General features: G+C 66.0%; 19 protein-coding genes and 2 tRNA genes. 14 read left to right on the plus strand and 7 right to left on the minus strand.

What is annotated here, in order from left to right; translation table 11 throughout:
• Positions 1-22: 22 nt before the first annotated feature.
• The 5 genes from CI785_RS11355 to rpmH form a co-directional block, all read right to left on the minus strand.
• Positions 23-583 carry a Jag family protein gene (locus tag CI785_RS11355; RefSeq protein WP_105032219.1) on the minus strand — a complete coding sequence of 187 codons (561 nt, stop codon included), beginning with the start codon at positions 581-583 and terminating at the stop codon, positions 23-25.
• Positions 580-1,539 carry a membrane protein insertase YidC gene (gene yidC, locus CI785_RS11360; protein ID WP_105032220.1) on the minus strand — a complete coding sequence of 320 codons (960 nt, stop codon included), beginning with the start codon at positions 1,537-1,539 and terminating at the stop codon, positions 580-582. Before yidC ends, CI785_RS11355 begins: the two co-directional genes overlap by 4 nt.
• A gap of 14 nt (positions 1,540-1,553) precedes the next feature.
• A complete protein-coding gene (gene yidD, locus CI785_RS11365; RefSeq protein WP_420808233.1) occupies positions 1,554-1,904 on the minus strand; it encodes a membrane protein insertion efficiency factor YidD in 351 nt (116 codons plus the stop codon).
• Positions 1,901-2,272 (minus strand): ribonuclease P protein component, encoded by a 372-nt coding sequence (rnpA, locus tag CI785_RS11370; RefSeq protein WP_240615199.1) that lies wholly within the window; start codon positions 2,270-2,272, stop codon positions 1,901-1,903. The genes yidD and rnpA overlap by 4 nt, the downstream gene beginning before the upstream one ends.
• 91 nt (positions 2,273-2,363) lie before the next feature.
• Positions 2,364-2,501 carry a 50S ribosomal protein L34 gene (gene rpmH, locus CI785_RS11375; RefSeq protein WP_022892375.1) on the minus strand — a complete coding sequence of 46 codons (138 nt, stop codon included), beginning with the start codon at positions 2,499-2,501 and terminating at the stop codon, positions 2,364-2,366.
• A gap of 461 nt (positions 2,502-2,962) precedes the next feature.
• Here rpmH and dnaA point away from each other — a divergent pair, with 461 nt between their 5' ends.
• From dnaA to CI785_RS11430, 12 genes are all read left to right on the plus strand, one after another.
• On the plus strand, positions 2,963-4,375 hold the full coding sequence (gene dnaA, locus CI785_RS11380; protein WP_105032223.1) for a chromosomal replication initiator protein DnaA: 1,413 nt from the start codon (positions 2,963-2,965) through the stop codon (positions 4,373-4,375).
• Between the two features lie 476 nt (positions 4,376-4,851).
• Entirely contained in the window at positions 4,852-5,976 is a 1,125-nt protein-coding gene (dnaN, locus tag CI785_RS11385; protein WP_105032224.1) for a DNA polymerase III subunit beta, read from the plus strand.
• A gap of 60 nt (positions 5,977-6,036) precedes the next feature.
• Positions 6,037-6,927 (plus strand): phosphogluconate dehydrogenase (NAD(+)-dependent, decarboxylating), encoded by an 891-nt coding sequence (gene gnd, locus CI785_RS11390; RefSeq protein WP_105032225.1) that lies wholly within the window; start codon positions 6,037-6,039, stop codon positions 6,925-6,927.
• Between the two features lie 10 nt (positions 6,928-6,937).
• A complete protein-coding gene (gene recF / locus CI785_RS11395; RefSeq protein ID WP_105032226.1) occupies positions 6,938-8,206 on the plus strand; it encodes a DNA replication/repair protein RecF in 1,269 nt (422 codons plus the stop codon).
• Positions 8,199-8,795 carry a DciA family protein gene (locus CI785_RS11400; RefSeq protein ID WP_105032227.1) on the plus strand — a complete coding sequence of 199 codons (597 nt, stop codon included), beginning with the start codon at positions 8,199-8,201 and terminating at the stop codon, positions 8,793-8,795. Before recF ends, CI785_RS11400 begins: the two co-directional genes overlap by 8 nt.
• A gap of 208 nt (positions 8,796-9,003) precedes the next feature.
• The gene (gene gyrB / locus CI785_RS11405) at positions 9,004-11,076 is read left to right on the plus strand and encodes a DNA topoisomerase (ATP-hydrolyzing) subunit B (RefSeq protein WP_240615166.1); all 2,073 of its coding nucleotides are present in this window, start codon (positions 9,004-9,006) and stop codon (positions 11,074-11,076) included.
• Between the two features lie 142 nt (positions 11,077-11,218).
• Positions 11,219-13,888 carry a DNA gyrase subunit A gene (gyrA, locus tag CI785_RS11410; RefSeq protein ID WP_105032228.1) on the plus strand — a complete coding sequence of 890 codons (2,670 nt, stop codon included), beginning with the start codon at positions 11,219-11,221 and terminating at the stop codon, positions 13,886-13,888.
• Positions 13,885-14,412, plus strand: a complete 528-nt coding sequence (locus CI785_RS11415; protein ID WP_105032229.1) for a DUF3566 domain-containing protein — start codon at positions 13,885-13,887, stop codon at positions 14,410-14,412. The genes gyrA and CI785_RS11415 overlap by 4 nt, the downstream gene beginning before the upstream one ends.
• A gap of 87 nt (positions 14,413-14,499) precedes the next feature.
• Positions 14,500-14,573, plus strand: a tRNA-Ile gene (locus CI785_RS11420).
• A gap of 38 nt (positions 14,574-14,611) precedes the next feature.
• The gene (locus CI785_RS17545; RefSeq protein ID WP_240615167.1) at positions 14,612-14,728 is read left to right on the plus strand and encodes a DLW-39 family protein; all 117 of its coding nucleotides are present in this window, start codon (positions 14,612-14,614) and stop codon (positions 14,726-14,728) included.
• A gap of 44 nt (positions 14,729-14,772) precedes the next feature.
• Positions 14,773-14,845 (plus strand) — tRNA-Ala (locus CI785_RS11425).
• Between the two features lie 88 nt (positions 14,846-14,933).
• Positions 14,934-15,854 (plus strand): DMT family transporter, encoded by a 921-nt coding sequence (locus tag CI785_RS11430; RefSeq protein WP_105032230.1) that lies wholly within the window; start codon positions 14,934-14,936, stop codon positions 15,852-15,854.
• 101 nt (positions 15,855-15,955) lie between these two features.
• Here CI785_RS11430 and CI785_RS11435 read toward each other — a convergent pair whose 3' ends face one another.
• Positions 15,956-16,852, minus strand: a complete 897-nt coding sequence (locus CI785_RS11435; protein WP_105032231.1) for a hypothetical protein — start codon at positions 16,850-16,852, stop codon at positions 15,956-15,958.
• Between the two features lie 162 nt (positions 16,853-17,014).
• Between CI785_RS11435 and CI785_RS11440 the strand changes: the two genes are divergently transcribed.
• Positions 17,015-17,557, plus strand: a complete 543-nt coding sequence (locus tag CI785_RS11440) for a peptidylprolyl isomerase (protein ID WP_105032232.1) — start codon at positions 17,015-17,017, stop codon at positions 17,555-17,557.
• Between the two features lie 4 nt (positions 17,558-17,561).
• A complete protein-coding gene (locus CI785_RS11445) occupies positions 17,562-18,437 on the plus strand; it encodes a rhomboid family intramembrane serine protease (RefSeq protein ID WP_105032233.1) in 876 nt (291 codons plus the stop codon).
• Between the two features lie 375 nt (positions 18,438-18,812).
• On the opposite strand, the gene CI785_RS11450 is transcribed toward CI785_RS11445, so the two are convergent.
• Complete coding sequence (locus tag CI785_RS11450) at positions 18,813-19,061, minus strand: cell division protein CrgA (RefSeq protein ID WP_105032234.1); 249 nt, start codon at positions 19,059-19,061, stop codon at positions 18,813-18,815.
• Between the last annotated feature and the right edge of the window lie 85 nt (positions 19,062-19,146).

Here is a 19,146-nt window from a genome sequence, read left to right on the forward strand (position 1 = left end):
CCCGGTGCTCGGCTGTGGTGCGTCAGTCATCACTGGGTGACACGACGATGTGCCGTGCAGCGCCCTCGCCTTCGGACTCGCTGAGGAGACCCAGATCCGCCACGACGTCGTGCACGATCTTGCGCTCGTAGGCGGACATCGGTTCGAGTGCCACGTCCTCGCCCGTCTCCTTCACCGTGTCGACCGCGTCCTGGGCGATCTTCGCCAGTTCGCGGCCACGACGGTCGCGGTAACCGTCGACGTCGAGCACCAGGCGTGAGCGGGAGTCCGTCGCGGTCAGGACGCTGAGGCGCGTGAGCTCCTGCAGAGCCTCGAGCACCTCCCCGTCCCGTCCGACCAGCGAACTGAGCCCGGCGTCGGACCGGTCCTCGGAGACGATGGAGATGTACGTGCGGCCGCTGCGGACCTCGATGTCGATGTCGCCGTCGATGTCGGCGATATCCAGCAGCTCCTCGAGGTAATCGGCGGCCACGTCGCCCTCCTCATCGAGCCGGGAGGCCTTGGTACCACCGTCGGTCGCGACGTCGTCGTCGGAGGCGGTACCACCTGGATCGGGAGTGTGCTCTTCGTTGTCTACCGTCATCGCTTCTTCCTCTTCTTGCGGGGCTGCACACGCTGGCCCCGTGGCTCCGGAACAGCTTCGATCGCGGGCTCGGTCTTCCGCTCACCGAGGAGCTGGACCGTGGGCAGGCCCTTCTTCGCGCGCCTCTCGGCGAATGCCTTCGCCGCCGGTGAACCGGGCGTGGGCATGCGGCGGATGACGTAGAACTGCTGGGCCATGGTCCAGATGTTGGTGGTGGTCCAGTACACCAGGACGCCGATGGGGAAGTTGATGCCGCCGATACCGAACACGAGCGGGAGGATGTAGAGCATGATCTTCTGCTGACGCATGAAGGGGCTCTGCATGGCCTCCTCGGACATGTTCTTCGCCATGATCTGCTTCTGCGTGATGAACTGCGAGGCTGTCATCGCGATGATCATGATCACGGACAGGATGACCACGCTCGCGTTCCAGTTGGCGCCGAAGCTGCCCAGGAACGTGGAGGAGAGGGGTGCGCCGAAGATCGTCGCATCGTCGAACTGCCGTACGGATTCCGGGGAGAGGGCGCCGATCTCGGTGCCCTCCTCGCTCGCGCGGGAGATGCCGTTCAGGACGGTGAAGAGCGCGAAGAAGAACGGCATCTGGATCAGGATGGGCAGGCATGCCGCGAACGGGTTGGTCCCGTGCTTCTTGTACAGCGCCATCTGCTCCTGCGTCATCGCCTGGCGCGAGAGCTGGTCCGTCTTACCCTTGTACTTCTGCTGAAGCTTCCGCAGGTCCGGCTGCAGGGCCTGCATGCCTCGCTGGGCCTTGATCTGCTTCACGAAGACGGGGATCAAAGCGGCACGGATGACGACGACGAGCCCGACGATCGACAGCACCCAGGTCCAGCCGGACGCGGGGTCCATTCCGAGGAACGTGAAGCCCTCGTGGAACATGAACATGATCCACGACACGAGCCACCTGAACGGCGCCAGGATCGTCTCGAAAAAATCCATAATCAGTTAGCTCCTCAAGCCGCCGGGCGGCTTTCGTCATCGGCCGGGATCACCGGATGGTTCAACACAACAATCGAGGGGGTCTTCCCGTCCGGGAAGACCCTGGAACCGGCGGGCACGTGGTCCACGCCGCCGTCGTTCCAGGGGTTGCAGCGGACGAGCCGCCTGGAGGCGAACCACACACCGCGCACGAACCCGTGAACGGTCACGGCCTCGAGCGCATAGGCGGAACAACTCGGGTAGAACCGGCATACCGGCCCGTACAGCGGAGAGACGACCTTCCGGTACGCGATCAGGAATCCGATCGCCGCCAGGCGGGGCAGCCCGACGACAAAGGCCAGCACACTGATAGCGACCCTGCTCACGATACTCTGCCTTGCCTTTCCGCCGACGCGGAGCCGTCCAGCCTGCGGACCACCGTGGCGACGCAACCGGAGAAGTCCTTCTGCAGGGCCGGCCAATCGCTGTCCGCGGCCGCTGGTAGCGCACGGACGACGACGTCGTACCCGTGCGGGTGCAGAGCGACCCACTCCGCCGACACGTGACGAAGCCTTCTCTTAACGAGGTTGCGGATGACCGCGTTCCCGACGTTCTTCCCGACGATGAAGCCGACGCGGGAGGGCGAGGAGTCGGGGGTTCTGGAGCCGTATAGCACGACGTTCCGGCGCCCTGAGCGGGCACCGGAACGTACGGTACGTGCAAAATCCGCCGCCGTCCGCACCCTGTGGATCATCGGTAGCACTACGGGGTCCTGTTCTCTGTCCGAGCGAGGAACCCTGTGCCCGCGCGATCACCCGAAGGACGCATGGCGTGGGAGGAACCGCTTATGCCGAGAGTTCGGTACGGCCCTTGCCGCGGCGTGCCGACAGGATGGCACGACCAGCACGGGTGCGCATGCGAAGACGGAAACCGTGCTTCTTGGCACGACGGCGGTTATTCGGCTGAAAAGTCCGCTTGCTCACTGTAGTTACTCCAGAACGATCTTGAGATGCGTCCGGCCCATTGCAACAAGGGGGAAGAACAGACTGACGCGATGAAGGTGTACATCCGACATTCGCGGAAGAGCTGTCACATCCCGAGGCCACTTAGTACCCGGAAACATCAGTGATGGCATGCGAAATGCAGACATGTTGGACTACATAACGTTAGGGGACGCGGCTCGGGGGCGTCAAACCCGCTGTCACCAGCCTGTGGACCCGTTTTCCACCAACCTGTGGACAACTGCTGCCGGAGTCACACTACACGTCGGCCCGGCAGCCCCGCGTGAGTCCCTTCACAGTGCCTCCGGTGCCGCTCCAGTCCGCTATCTTCTGCACTTTTCATCCTCTAGTCTTGGCTCTGGTCCGTTTATCCACGAGCTGTGTACAACTCTGTGGAGAACGGACCTTGTCGAGTGCGGACAGCACAGCCAAGAGAGGGTTTCGTGGGTACAGATGAGGTCAACGACGTCGGGAGCTCCTGGCGCAAGGTCATCCGGACCCTCGAGCACGACGATCGCGTAACACCGCGCCAGCGGGGGTTCATGGTGCTGGCCCAGGCCCAGGGACTCATCGGCACCACCATGCTCATCGCCGTCCCGAACGAGCTGACGCGCGAAGTCCTGCAGACCCAGCTCAAGGCAGCCCTGGACGAGGCGCTGCGCGATGTGTTCCGCGAGGACATCCAGTGCGCCTTCGTGATCGACCCCGAGCTGACGCCCGTGGCCGAGGAAGCCCCGGAGCAGGAACCCGAGCGGGTCTCGCCCGAGCCGAAGGGCGAGACGAAACCCTCACCCACGCCACCCAGCAACTCCTCCGAGTTCGGCCGACTCAATCCCAAGTACATCTTCGACACGTTCGTGATCGGCTCGTCGAACCGCTTCGCCCACGCTGCCGCGGTAGCGGTGGCCGAGGCGCCGGCGAAGGCGTACAACCCGCTGTTCATCTACGGCGACTCGGGCCTGGGCAAGACCCACCTCCTGCACGCCATCGGGCACTACGCCCGACACCTCTACACGGGGATCCGCGTGCGCTACGTGAACTCCGAGGAGTTCACCAACGACTTCATCAACTCGATCCGCGACGACGAGGGGTCGAGCTTCAAGCAGACCTACCGCAATGTCGACATCCTGCTGATCGACGACATCCAGTTCCTCTCCGGCAAGGACCGGACCATGGAGGAGTTCTTCCACACCTTCAACGCCCTGCACAACCACAACAAGCAGGTGGTCATCACCTCGGACATGCCGCCCAAGCAGCTCATCGGGTTCGAGGAGCGCATGCGGTCGCGGTTCGAGTGGGGTCTGCTGACCGACATCCAGCCGCCGGAGCTGGAGACCCGCATCGCCATCCTCCGCAAGAAGGCGATCAGCGACAGCCTGAGTGCACCGGACGACGTCCTCGAGTACATCGCCTCGAAGATCGCGACGAACATCCGCGAACTGGAAGGTGCCCTGATCCGGGTCACCGCCTTCGCGAGCCTCAACCGCCAGCCGGTGGACGTGAACCTGGCCGAGGTGGTGCTGAAGGATCTCATCTCCGACGACGGCGCCCAGGAGATCACCTCGACGGTGATCATGGCGCAGACCGCGGACTACTTCCAGATCAGCATGGACGAGCTGTGCAGCAAGTCGCGCACGAGGACCCTGGTGACGGCGCGCCAGATCGCGATGTACCTGTGCAGGGAGCTGACGGACATGTCCCTGCCCAAGATCGGGCAGGAACTCGGCGGCCGCGACCACACGACGGTCATCCACGCGGATCGGAAGATCCGCGAGCTCATGGCGGAGCGGCGCGCCATCTTCAATCAGGTCACCGAGCTCACCAACCGCATCAAGCACAAGCAGCGCGAAGCCTGACCGGCCGGTTACTCGAATCGCACCCCTGTAATTAACAGGTGTGGACACAGCTGTGGATAACCATGGGCACAGGGAGCCTCAACCTGAGGAAAACCCCCGTCCTGCCTGTGGATCCGCAGAATGACAAGGATTCTGCCCACAGCTGCCGGCAGGAGGCCGTCGCCCGGACACACACGTTATCCACAGGGCAGATCCGCATCAGCGCCCCGACCAGCGCACTTATCCACAGAATCCACAGCAGTTATTAACACTACGAACCTTAAACTTCAAAAGTTCTTCAGATAACACTCCACGTCCCGTCCGTCCCCCTGCCCGCACCGCCCTGCTGCGCAGGAGCGCTACCCGGCTAAGCTGTTCCGCAGTAGGGTTTGTAGTTCCCGTGCCCGGAGACCTCCGCGGACGACCTCCGACCCAACCATCCGCCGGTGCTTCGCCGGTGGCTGTTTTTTTGATCTGGCGAAAGGCGGCACTGCTCCGTGAAATTCAGAGTCGAGCGGGATGTACTTGCGGAGGCCGTGTCCTGGACCGCCCGCTCCCTGTCACCGAGACCACCCGTCCCCGTTCTCGCGGGCCTGTTGATCAAGGCAGAGGGTGGTTCGCTGAGTCTAGCGAGCTTCGACTACGAGATCTCGGCCCGGCTGGAGATCGCAGCCGATGTGCTCGAGGAAGGCACGATCCTCGTCTCAGGCCGTCTTCTCGCCGACATCTGCAGGAGCCTGCCGTCCGCACCCGTCGAGGTCGCCACCGACGGTTCGAAAGTCACCCTCACCTGCCGGAACAGCCGCTTCAACCTCGCGACTATGCCCGAAGGGGAATACCCGGAGCTGCCCAAGCTCCCCGCGGTCAGCGGCGTCGTCGACGGTGATGCCTTCGCCCAGGCCGTCTCGCAGGTGATCATCGCCGCGAGTCGTGACGACACCCTCCCGATCCTCACCGGTGTCCGCATGGAGATCGAGGACGACCTCATCACGCTGCTGGCGACCGACCGCTACCGCCTCGCCCTGCGGGAGGTGTCCTGGAAACCGTCGACCCCCGGGATCTCCACCAGCGCCCTCGTGAAGGCGAAGACCCTCAACGAGGTCGCGAAGACCCTCGGAGGTGCCGGCGATCTGAACATCGCCCTCTCGGACGACTCCGAACTCATCGGCTTCGAATCCGGTGGACGCCGGACCACCTCCCTGCTCGTCGACGGGGACTACCCGAAGATCCGTTCGCTCTTCCCGGACAAGACGCCCATCCACGCCACGGTGCAGACGAGCGTGCTCGTCGAGGCCGTCCGCCGTGTGTCGCTCGTCGCGGAGCGGAACACCCCCGTGCGACTGGCGTTCACCGAAGGCCAGGTGACCCTCGACGCAGGTACCGGGGAGGACGCCCAGGCGTCCGAGGCCATCGAGGCGACACTCGACGGCGACGACATCACCGTGGCCTTCAACCCCCACTACCTCAGCGAGGGTCTGGGCGCGTTCAGCAGCCCGTACGTCCGGTTCTCCTTCACCTCACCCCCCAAACCCGCGGTGATCTCCGCGCAGGATGACGCCTCCGGCGAGGACAGGGAAGACTACAGATACCTGCTGATGCCCGTACGGCTGCCCAACCAGTAGCAGCACCGCAGGTATCCCGACCGGCCCACCGGCCGGACACATCGTCAGAAAGAGAAACTCATGCACATAGGTCTCATCGGACTCGGCAAAATGGGATTCAACATGAGGGAACGCCTTCGCAGGAACGGCATCGAGGTCACCGGCTTCGACCGCAACCCCGACCGCACCGATGTGTCCAGCCTCGACGAACTGGTGTCCGCCCTTCCCGCACCCCGGATCGTCTGGGTCATGGTCCCCGCCGGCCAGATCACCGACGCCGTGGTCAAGGACCTCTCCGAGGTCCTGTCCGAGGGTGACCTCGTGATCGACGGCGGCAACTCGAAGTTCACGGACGACCAGATCCACGCGACCCTGCTCGCCCAGAAGGGCATCCGGTTCCTCGACTGCGGTGTATCGGGCGGGGTATGGGGTCTCGAGAACGGCTACGGGCTGATGGCCGGCGGTCTCGAGGACGACGTCGAACGCGCCATGCCGATCTTCGATGCACTGCGGCCCGAGGGCGAACGCGCGGAGAGCTTCGTGCATGTGGGCGATGTGGGCGCCGGACACTACGCGAAGATGGTCCACAACGGCATCGAGTACGGACTCATGCAGTCCTACGCCGAAGGGTACGAGCTGCTCGAGGCCAAGGACATCGTCAAGGACGTGCACGGCACCTTCGCCGCCTGGCAGAAGGGCACCGTGGTCCGCTCCTGGCTGCTGGATCTCTTGGTCAAGGCGCTGCAGGAGGACCCCGGACTGTCGCAGATCGCCGGATTCGTCGAGGATTCCGGTGAAGGCCGGTGGACCGTGGAGGAGGCCATCGCCAACTCCGTGCCGGCACCGGCTATCACTGCCGCCCTGTTCGCCCGGTTCACCTCCCGGCAGGAGGACTCGCCGTCCATGAAGATGGTGGCCGCCCTGCGCAACCAGTTCGGTGGCCATGCGGTGAAGCCCGCCCAGCCGAAGTAGGCAGTTCCCGGTGTACGTCGAGCACCTCTCGCTCACCGGGTTCCGGAGCTACCCGCAACTGGACACGGCGATCGAACCCGGCATCACGGTCTTCGTGGGTCCCAACGGCGTGGGCAAGACCAACATCGTCGAGGCGATCGGTTACCTGGCCACCCTGTCCTCGCATCGGGTGAGCAGCGACAAACCGTTGATCAGTTTCGGCCAGGACCGCGCCATCATCCGTGGCCGGTTCGTCCGCGGCACGCAGCGCACCGGCGTCGAGGTCGAGATCAACGCGGAGACGGCGAACCGTGCCCGGATCAACAGGGCCAACCCCGTACGGGCACGGGATGCGGCGGGGATCCTCAAGACCGTCCTGTTCGCCCCCGAGGACCTGTCGCTCGTCAAGGGCGACCCCTCCGGACGGCGTCGGTACCTGGACGAGGTCATGGTGTCGCTGCTGCCGCACCAGTCGGCGCTGCGTGCCGACTACGAGCGTGTGCTCAAGCAGCGCAACGCCCTGCTGAAGTCGGCCCGGGCCGCGGGACGGTTCTCGACGGCGCACGAAGCCACTCTCGATGTGTGGGACCAGCACCTCGCCGAAGCCGGTGCGCGACTCCTGGCCGCACGGCTCCTGCTCGTCGACCACCTCCGCCCCCACGTCCAGCGTGCCTACAAGGAGCTCACGGACGGGTCGAAGGTCGCGGACATCGTCTACCTCCCAAGCGTCTCGTCGTCGGCGGACCTCGCCATGGACGACGACGGCGCGGACGCCCTGCACGACGGTGACCGGGAGCGGCTCGGGGACCTCGAGCTGCCGGCGCTCACCGATCTGTTCGTGGAGAACCTCCTGCGCCACCGCAGGAAGGAACTGGACCGCGGCATCTCCCTCGTGGGTCCGCACCGCGACGAGCTCGGCCTCCTCCTGGGTCAGGCACCGGTGAAGGGGTACGCATCTCACGGGGAGACGTGGTCGATGGCCCTGGCCCTGCGGCTGGCCTCCTACTACCTGCTGCTCGAGGAGGACCACACGCCGGGCGGCGATCCGGTCCTGATCCTCGACGACGTCTTCGCCGAACTCGACGCCCAGCGGCGTACCCGCCTCGCCGCGATCGTGGCGCCGGCCGAACAGGTGCTGGTCACGGCGGCCGTGGGCGACGACATCCCCGCGGCACTCCTCGGCCGGCAGATCCGCGTGGTCCCGGGAGGACTGGCAGGGACCACGGACGGCCCCGGATCCGTCGCGGAGGACCGCGACGAGCCCGCAGCCGTCCCTTCCGCCGGAGAGCCTGATGCCTGAGGAACGCCACGGGGAGGATCCGGCGTCTTCCGCGGTCCCCGACCGGGAAGAGATCCCCGATCGCGGACCGGAGCCGTCACGGACGCCCGATCCTCCGGAACAGGACGCCCCGCAGGCCCTCTTGAACCGGCTTCGCAGCGCCTCCCAGGCCAGGGGGACGCCGCGCGGTCCGGCTCCGAAGCAGCAGGGCAAGGCACCGCGGCGCCGGTATTCGCCCGAACCCACCTACGGCGGGCGGGATCCGGAGGGCGTGGGCAACGTCTTCTCGAGGATGCTCGCGGAACGCGGCTGGAAATCGCCCGTGGCCATCGGGTCGGTGCTGTCCCGCTGGGACGAGATCGTCGGAGCGGACATCGCGGCACACTGCGTCCCGGAGAGTTTCGACGCCGACACCGTCCTCGTCCGGTGCGATTCGACAACCTGGGCCACCCAGCTGCGGCTGATGACCCCGCAGGTGCTGCAGCGGTTCGAGGCCGAGCTTGGCGCCGGTGTCGTGAAGCGGCTGTCCGTCGTCGGACCCGCTGCGCCGAGCTGGCGCAAGGGCGGCCGCTCCGTCAAGGGACGCGGTCCGCGCGACACCTACGGGTGAGCCGGGAGCGGAAGGCCGCATCCGCTGAGCGGCCTGTAGCGCAATCAGGGGACCGTCCGTCGTATCCGTCCTCATGGAAGGACCCGCTACTGTCTCTGACCCCGGTTTCTTGGCCGGTGAGGGGTGGTTGGTGCGCTGCCGCAACCATGCGCAGGGTAGAATGGACGAGACTGATGTGGTCTATCCAGCTGAGGAGCCTTCTACGCCTGTGGCACACGAGAACGAGTTGAACGCAAGTGATGTGTTGATCGGCGAGGGTGAGTCCCCGATTCTGGAGGCCGCCACCGAGCACGCATACGGCGCCAGTGAGATCACCGTCCTCGAAGGACTGGAAGCCGTCCGGAAACGGCCGGGCATGTACATCGGCTCGACCGGGCCGCGCGGCCTCCACCACCTGGTCTACGAAGTCGTGGACAACTCGGTGGACGAGGCGCTGGCCGGGTACTGCGACCACATCGAGATCACGCTCCAGGCCGACGGCGGCGTCAAGGTCGTGGACAACGGCCGAGGCATCCCCGTGGACATGCACCCCACCGAGGGGCGTCCCACCGTGGAGGTGGTCATGACCATCCTGCACGCGGGCGGCAAGTTCGGCGGTGGTGGCTACGCGGTGTCGGGTGGCCTCCACGGCGTGGGTATCTCCGTGGTCAACGCCCTGTCCAAGCGCGTCGAGACCGAGGTGCGCCGCCAGGGGCACGTCTGGCGGCAGTCCTTCGCGGACGGCGGCAAGCCGTTCGGTGAACTGAGGAAGGGCGAGGAGACCTCGGAGACGGGCACCACGCAGACGTTCTACCCTGACGACACCATCTTCGAGAGCACCGAGTTCGACTTCGAGACGCTCCGCGCACGCTTCCAGCAGATGGCCTTCCTCAACAAGGGACTGCGCATCACGCTGACGGACGAGCGGGCGGACGCTGTGGAGACGGACGAGGTCGCGGAGGTGGACAGTGCGCAGGAGTCCGACGGAGAACCGAAGCACCGGTCGGTGGTCTACCTCTACGAGAACGGACTGCTGGACTACGTCCACCACCTCAACTCCTCCAAGCGCGTGGATGTCATCCACGCGGACGTGATCGCGTTCGAGACCGAGGACACGGATCGCAGGATGGCCGTGGAGGTGGCTCTGCAGTGGACGTCGGCGTACTCCGAGAGCGTGCACACCTACGCGAACACGATCAACACGCACGAGGGCGGCACCCACGAAGAGGGTTTCCGTGCGGCCATGACCACGCTGATCAACAAGTACGCGCGCGAGAAGAACATCATCAAGGAGAAGGACGACAACCTCACGGGTGACGACATCCGTGAAGGCCTCACCGCCGTCATCTCGGTCAAACTGTCGGAGCCGCAGTTCGAGGGCCAGACGAAGACCAAACTGGGCAACTCCGAGGCGAAGGGGTTCGTCCAGCGCGTGGTCACCGACCAGCTCGGCGACTGGCTCGAGCGCAACCCCGGACCCGCACGCGACGTCATTCGCAAGTCCATCCAGGCGTCCCAGGCCCGTCTCGCGGCCCGCAAGGCGCGCGAGTCCACGCGCCGCAAGGGACTGCTGGAATCGGGTGGCATGCCCGGCAAGCTCAAGGACTGCCAGTCCAAGGACCCCGCCCGCTCCGAGATCTACATCGTGGAGGGCGACTCCGCCGGTGGTTCGGCGGTCCGGGGACGCAATCCCGAGACGCAGGCCATCCTCCCCCTGCGCGGGAAGATCCTGAACGTGGAGCGCGCCCGCCTCGACCGCGCCCTCGGCAACAGCGAGGTCCAGGCCATGATCACAGCGTTCGGCGCGGGGATCGGCGAGGACTTCAACGTGGACAAGGCCCGGTACCACAAGATCGTGCTCATGGCCGATGCGGACGTGGACGGCCAGCACATCACCACGCTGCTGCTCACCCTGCTCTTCCGCTACATGCGGCCGCTGATCGAGAACGGGTTCGTCTACCTGGCGCAGCCGCCGCTGTACCGGATCAAGTGGTCCAACGCCAAGCACGATTACGTGTTCAGCGACCGCGAACGCGACGAGGTCATCAAAATGGGCCTCGCCAACAACCAGCGCCTGCCCAAGGACAACGGGATCCAGCGTTACAAGGGCCTCGGTGAGATGGACTACACGGAACTGTGGGAGACCACCATGGATCCGGACCACCGCACGCTGCTCCAGGTGACCATGGACGACGCCGCCGCTGCGGACCAGGTCTTCTCGGTGCTCATGGGCGAGGATGTCGAGTCCCGCCGCAACTTCATCCAGCAGAACGCCAAGGACGTGCGTTTCCTCGACATCTGAGTGCCGATACCCGGCATCTTGCCGGCGCAACGAAATTCGCTCGTTCCTCGCGAATATTAAAGCGCCTACACAAGATGTCGGGCACCGGCTCGCGGTCGACTCACCCTTGTGGCTGAGAACCCTTCACGAACGGAACTGATTCATGAGTGACGACATTACCGGCAACGGACCGGACGAGCCCATCGAGGGCGAGGTCCTGACGGACCGCGTCGAGCAGGTGGACCTGCAGACGGAGATGCAGCGGTCCTACCTGGACTACGCGATGGCCGTGATCGTCGGCCGGGCCCTGCCCGACGTCCGCGACGGACTGAAGCCCGTCCACCGCCGTGTCCTGTACGCGATGTTCGACGGCGGCTACCGGCCCGACCGCTCGTTCAACAAGTGTGCGCGCGTGGTCGGCGAGGTCATGGGTCAGTACCACCCGCACGGCGACTCGGCGATCTACGACGCGCTGGTCCGCCTGATCCAGGACTGGACGATGCGCTACCCGCTCGCGCTCGGCCAGGGGAACTTCGGTTCGCCCGGCAACGACGGCGCGGCGGCCCCCCGGTACACCGAGACGAAGATGGCGCCGCTCGCCATGGAGATGGTGCGGGACATCGACGAGGAGACCGTCGACTTCCAGGACAACTACGACGGCAAGAACCAGGAACCCACCATCCTGCCGTCGCGTTTCCCGAACCTGCTCGTCAACGGGTCCTCCGGCATCGCTGTCGGCATGGCCACCAACATCCCGCCGCACAACCTGCGCGAGGTAGCCGACGGCGTCCAGTGGTACCTCGAGAACCCCGAGGCCACCAGGGAGGAGCTGCTCGAGGCCCTGATCGCCCGCATCAAGGGCCCCGACTTCCCGACCGGCGCCCAGATCCTCGGACACAAGGGCATCGAGGACGCCTACCGGACCGGTCGCGGCTCCATCACGATGCGCGCCGTCGTCAACGTCGAGGAGATCCAGAACCGCACGTGCCTCGTCGTCACGGAGCTGCCCTATCAGGCCAACCCGGACAACCTGGCGATCAAGATCGCCGAACTGGTCAAGGACGGCAAGATCAGCGGCATCGCCGACCTGCGCGACGAGACGTCCGGTCGCACGGGCCAGCGGCTCGTGATCGTGCTCAAGCGGGATGCCGTCGCCAAGGTGGTGCTGAACAACCTCTACAAGCACACGCAGCTGCAGGACAACTTCAGCGCGAACATGCTGGCCATCGTCGACGACGTCCCCCGCACGCTGAGCCTGGATGCGTTCATCCGCCACTGGGTCACCCACCAGCTCGAGGTCATCGTCCGCCGGACGCGGTACCGGCTGCGCAAGGCGGAGGAGGAGGCACACATCCTCCGGGGTCTGCTGAAGGCCCTCGACGCCCTGGACGAGGTGATCGCCCTGATCCGCGCGTCCTCGACGACCGAGCAGGCCCGCGACGGGCTCATGGGGCTGCTGTCCATCGACGAGCTGCAGGCCACGGCCATCCTGAACATGCAGCTGCGGCGCCTCGCCGCCCTGGAGCGGCAGAAGATCCAGGACCGCCATGCGGAACTCGAGTCCATGATCACCGAGTTCAACCGCATCCTCGCCTCCGAGGACGTGCAGCGCGGCATCGTCAGCACCGAGCTCGCCGATATCGTCGCGAAGTTCGGCGACGACCGCCGCACGGAGATCCTCATGGGCTACGACGGCGACATGAGCATGGAGGACCTGATCCCCGAGGAGGAGATGGTCGTCACCATCACCCGCGGCGGATACGTCAAGCGGACCCGCAGCGACAACTACCGCCAGCAGGCGCGGGGTGGCAAGGGCATCAAGGGGGCGCAGCTGCGCGGCGACGACGTCGTCGAACACTTCTTCGTGACCACGACGCACCACTGGCTCCTGTTCTTCACGAACCTCGGCAGGGTGTACCGCGCGAAGGCGTACGAGCTGGTCGAGGCGGCGCGCGACGCCAAGGGCCAGCACGTCGCGAACCTGCTCGCCTTCCAGCCCGACGAGACGATCGCGCAGGTCCTGGACCTGCGCGACTACCAGCAGTCGCCGTTCCTCGTGCTCGCCACGAAGCGCGGCCTGGTCAAGAAGACGCGGCTCGAGGACTACGACACTAACCGGACGGCCGGCGTGATCGCCATCAACCTCCGCGACAACGACGAACTCGTCTCCGCACAGCTCGTCTCGAGCGAGGACGACATCATGCTCGTCTCCCGCAAGGGACAGTCACTGCGCTTCACGGCCGACGACGACGCCCTGCGGCCCATGGGACGCGCGACCTCGGGCGTGACCGGCATGAAGTTCCGTGATGACGACGACCTGCTGGCAGCCAATGTGGTCACGGACGACTCGTACGTCTTCATCGTGACCGAGGGTGGTTTCGCGAAGCGGACGAAGGTCGACGACTACCGGGTCCAGGGCAGGGGCGGGCTCGGCATCAAGGTCGCGAAGCTGGCCGAGGAACGCGGTGACCTCGTGGGAGCGCTCGTGGTGCAGGAGGAGGACGAGGTGCTCGTGGTCATGGGCGGCGGCAAGGTGGTGCGCTCCGCCGTGGCCGGCGTGCCCGCGAAGGGACGCGACACGATGGGCGTGATCTTCGCCAAGCCCGACAAGTCGGACCGCATCATCGCGGTGGCCCGCAACAGCGAGCGCAGCGTCGCCGTCGAGGAGGGCCTCATCGAGGATCCCTCCGAGGCCAGCCCGGACGTGGACGTCCTCGGGACGGTCACCCCGGAGGACGATCCTGCGCAGTTCACAGCCGATGAAGTACGGTTGTCGACAGAGGAAACGGCTGAGCCTGACGCTGAGTCGCCGGAACACGGAGGTACTGAGTGAGCTCGGCCAACACCAACCCGCGGTCCGCCAGCGGACAAGTGCGAACGCCGGGGACCCCTCCGCGCGTGAACGCCCCCGCGCGACCCGCCCAGCGCCCGGCCTCGGCCGGAGGGCAGGCCGGGCAGCGGCCGGGCCTCGTGAAGCCCGCCCCGAAGGCGAAAGCCCGCAAGGCCCGCCTGCTCGTGAGCAAGGTGGACCCCTGGTCCGTCCTCAAGATGGCGTTCCTGCTGTCGGTCGCCCTGGGCATCGTCACCGTCGTGGCGGCGATCGTCATCTGGACCGTCCTGGACCTCACGGGCATCTTCGACGGCGTGAATGCGCTCCTGGGCGAGATCGCAGGATCGGAGAGCGGCGGATTCGACCTCCGTCAGTTCGCCTCGCTCCCGCAGGTCGTCTCCTTCGCGACGATCATCGCCGTGGTCAACGTGGTGCTCCTGACCGCTCTGGCCATGCTCTCGGCGGTGCTCTACAACATCTCGTCCACCCTCGTCGGCGGCATCGGCGTCACGCTCACCGACGACTAGGAGACCGGGTCTCTTCGGCGCCCCACGGCGATTTGAAGAAAGCCGAGCCACTACTGTAAAGTCGTATCTCGGCCCGAAGAGGTATCGGGGCGTATAGCTCAGGCGGTTAGAGCGCTTCGCTGATAACGAAGAGGTCCCAGGTTCAAGTCCTGGTACGCCCACGGATCCACTACCGGCAGGTGACTGCAAGGAGACAGTTGTGAAGAAGTTGCTCATCGCGGCAGCGGCTGCAGCAGGTGTCCTCGTGTACAAGCGGTGGCAGGATTCAGAGAAGAGCAAGAACGTCTGGAGCAACGCGACGGACGACATAGCGTAGCAAAAGGCCCGATCCGGCGAAAGTACACCGGACAGGGTTCATTCGGGGGCATGGCGCAATTGGTAGCGCACCTGCTTTGCAAGCAGGGGGTTCGGGGTTCGAGTCCCCGTGCCTCCACCGAAAGGAAGTCCCGGTCATCGACCGGGACTTCCTGCGTTGAGGGCCGTGGTGCCGGGGTGCGTACGGAGTGCCATAGGGTTGCCGCGTGACCATCTTCCTCTCGATCCTCGGCGTCATCGGGGTCTCGGCGTCCGGGCCGATCATGGCAGCGACCGCCGCCCCGGTCCTGGCCATCGCCTTCTGGCGGAACCTGCTCGGAGCCTTCCTCATGGGAGGGCCCGCCGCGCTGTCGAAGCGATCGGAGTTCATGGCGCTCCGCGCCGTCGACTACCGGAGGACGGCCCTCGCCGCGGTAGCCCTCGCCCTGCATTTCGCCTGCTTCATCACGGCGCTGAAGCTCACCTCCGTGGCGGCGGCAACGGCCCTCGTCTGCCTCCAGGTGGCCTGGATCGCTCTGTTCGATGCGCTGCTCGGCTCCCGGCCCCCTCGCGCCACGGTGGCGGGGCTGGGAGTGGCGTTCCTCGGCGTGGTCGTCATCACCGGGTTCGATCTCTCGCTCTCGCGCGATGCACTGCTCGGCGATCTCCTCGCCCTGGCAGGAGGAGCGCTGGCGGGTGTCTATCAGATGGTGGGGGCGACGGCCCGCCGGACCATGTCGACAGGGACGTACACGACCCTCTGCTACGGTGCCTGCGCCGTGATCCTCCTGGTGCTCTGCGCCGTCACGGGCCAGCCGGTCGTCGGTTTTCCCCCCGCTGCCTGGGCAGGCATCCTGGCGGTGACCCTCATGGCGCAGATCATGGGGCATTCGGTGTTCAACCACCTGCTGGCCGTGATGAGCCCGCTCGTGGTCTCGATGATCATCCTGCTGGAGATCCCGGGGGCGGCCATCCTCGCCGCAGTGTTCCTCGGCGAGACGCTGCCTGCCGGGACGTACGGCGGACTGGGGCTGATCATCGTGGGTCTCGTCGTCGTGATCCGGGGACAGCAACGCCTGAGCCGACGCCGTCGATCCCTCGCGGAGGAGAGAGAGCCCACACCCCCGCCGGTACGCGGCGGAGAGTAGTCGCGCCGAGGAATATATGCTGGATGGTATATGTCTCGGAACGAGAAGGGACCCCGGCACGAGGCCGGGGTCCTTTCCTGTTTCAGGAGATCGAGCGGATGTCAGACCTTGGGATCGTCCGTGGGCTCAGCGGCGTGCTTGGCGCCGTCGGTGCCCTTCGCCGTGTCCGAAGCGGACGGCGCTGCGTCGGGGTTCGTGTTCGCGGTGGCCGCAGGAACCTCGCCGGACGCCGCGGCGGCACGGTCGGCCGCCTCCTTGATGCTGATGACGGCGTCCTTGGAATCCTTCGACTTCTGGGGTGACGCAGGGCCGGCCGTGGCCTTGATGGGGGCAGGTGTCTTCCACGGATCCTCGACGGGCTTGGATGCCCGCCAGGCGGCCACACCGGCGATGATCGCCGATGCGATGATCCCGAGGACGAGCCAGCCCTTGCCCGACTTGCGGGCCTTGCTCCTCTTCAGGTCCTTCGAGGCCTGCATGGCCGCGACGACGAGCCGCTTCTGGGCGTTCTTCGCAGCCTTCTTGTCCCCGGTGATCCGGGTGACGGCCTTCTCGACCGCGGGTGGCATGGTCGTGGCTGCCAGCGAACGGGACGCGGTCTCGGCCGCCTCACCGAGCCTGGTCGAGAGCGCCGGCAGGTACTCCTCCACAACCCTGCCCTTGGCGGAGTCCAGTGCCGGAGCCGCCTTGCCGAGCGTCTCCTGGATCTTCGGGGTGGTGCCATCGATCACCTGTGTGATCCGGGGGCCGACCTTGTCGACACTGCCCTGGACTGCGGCGACTCCGCCGGCGATCCCCTCGGTCGCCTTGCGGACGGTGTCCTGCAGGGCCGGGGTCGCGGTCTCGACGCCCTTCTCCCATCGGGGCTTCACCCAGCCGTAGGCAGCGTCGACATGGGGCGCCGCCCAATCCCGCGCTGCAGCCAGTCCGGCTGCTGCTGCCAGTCCGAGAGCGACGCCTTCCTCCAGCTCGTGGGTGTCGCGTACGTTCTTCTTCACAAAAACCTCCAGGGGTGGTTGTTCGTTTTGATCAGCCTACGTTGCATGGGCAGGGGGTGCTATCCGTATGGGTCCCGGCCGCGCCAGGAGGGCGGCGTTTCACTGTGCGCGGAATGGGACCACTCCAGCTTATTGTCAGGAGCCGCGTGGAAGAATGGGCCAATGACTGCTATTCCGACAGCAAAAGCGACCATCCACACCAACCAGGGCGATATCGAGGTCAACCTCTTCGGCAATCACGCCCCGAAGACCGTGAAGAACTTCGTCGGTCTCGCCACGGGCGAGATCACCTGGACCCACCCGCAGACCGGCGAGGAGAGCAACGCCCCCCTCTACAGCGGCACCGTCTTCCACCGCATCATCAAGGACTTCATGATCCAGGGCGGCGATCCCCTGGGCCAGGGCATCGGCGGCCCCGGTTACAAGTTCGACGACGAGATCAACCCGGACCTGACCTTCAACGAGCCCTACAAGCTGGCCATGGCCAATGCGGGCCTCCAGGGAGGGCGCGGCACCAACGGGTCGCAGTTCTTCATCACCTCCGTGCCCACCACCTGGCTCCAGGGCAAGCACACCATCTTCGGTGACGTCACCGACCCGGAATCCCGCAAGGTGGTCGACAAGCTGAACGCCATCGCCACCGACATGAGGGACAAGCCCCTCGACAACGTCGTCATCGACAGCATCACCGTGGAACAGCTCTAGCCGTATGTCCTATGGTGTCCCCGCGCCCGATGCCGGCAGCCAGGAGGCACCGGTCTGCCCGCGACACCCCGACCGCGTCAGCTACGTGCGGTGCCAGCGGTGCGGCCGTCCGGCCTGTCCCGAATGCCAGCGTCCGGCTGCGGTGGGTTTCCAGTGCGTGGACTGCGTCCGCGAGCAGGCCGCGAGTGTCCCGGCTCGCCGGAACGCGTTCGGGGGTGCGGTCCGCGGGGACACCCCGGTGGTCACCTACACCCTGATCGGTCTCTGTGTGGTGGTGTACCTGCTGCAGCTCGTGGTGCCGGGGATCATCCGCTCCTTCGCCTATGCACCCGTGTACACGGCGGGAGCGGGAGGTGTGATCCCGGCAGAGCCCTGGCGCATGCTCACCGCGGCCTTCCTCCACTCGCCGAGTTCCTTCCTCCACATCGCGTTCAACATGTACGCGCTGTACATCCTCGGGAAGGTCCTGGAACCGGCGATGGGCAGGGCCAGATTCCTGGCGCTGTACCTGATCTCGGCCCTCGGCGGATCGATCGGGGTACTGCTGCTCAGCGACAATCCGCTGCAGCCGGTCGTCGGTGCATCCGGTGCGGTATTCGGGCTGTTCGGGGCGCTCTTCATCGTGCAGCGCAAGCGCGGCGGTGATGTCCGCCAGATCGTGGTGCTGATCGCGATCAATGCGGTGATCGGCTTCGTGGTGGCAGGGATCGCATGGCAGGCGCACCTCGGGGGCCTGATCGCCGGTGCAGCATGCGCCGCTGCGATCGCCTACGCTCCGCGTGGGGCGCGGCAGGCGAAGACCCAGCTGCTGGGACTGGGGGGCGTCGTGGTGCTACTCGCCCTCCTGACCTTCGTGGGAGTCTCCCTCCTCCCGCTCTAGGAGCACGTCGCAGGAAGGGGCCGGTGCACTGCGCACCGGCCCCTTCGGAGTTTTCCACACCAGTTATCCACATGGGGGATAACTTACACACATGTAATTCCACACCTGTGGATAAGCGTGGCCCGGAATTTCGGGCCGGTCCTAGGAGGATCAACAGTCTCATGCACAACTGTGGATAACTTCATACACAGCGTGTGTACAGCGGGAAATCCCCTCGGTGCCGGTTCCCTGCTACCCTCCAGTACGCCGGTCGACCCGTCCACCTCGACCGACGACGGTGCACGCACCGTCGAGGGCGGGGTGAACGGCAGGACCGGGGCCCTGGTGCCTTCTCGGCGCTGCAGCGAACGCCGAGCCCGGCGTCGGGTGCTGTGGCTACCGCCAGCGCGTGGTCATGAGGAAGCCCACGATCGCGATGCCGAAGCCGGCAAGGATGTTCCAGGATCCCCAGGCCGCCACCGGCAGGGTTGCCTCGGAGATGTAGAACGTGATGATCCACAGCAGGCCGATGATCATGAGCCCGAACATCACCGGCTTGTACCAGACCGGGTTCGGCTTGGGCTGCGACGACCCCACGGCGGACGCGGCGGTGCTGGCTCTCTTGCGGGGCTTCGACTCGGGCACGGATTCTCCTCGACGGGGGGCCGCTGCGGATCAGCGGCGCCGGTTGTCTCGCAGGGCAGCGCCGGTGCGTTCGGGCCCGCAGGTT

It is taken from the genome of Arthrobacter ruber (genome assembly GCF_002954225.1).
GTDB classification, from domain to species: Bacteria; Actinomycetota; Actinomycetes; order Actinomycetales; family Micrococcaceae; genus Arthrobacter_D; species Arthrobacter_D ruber.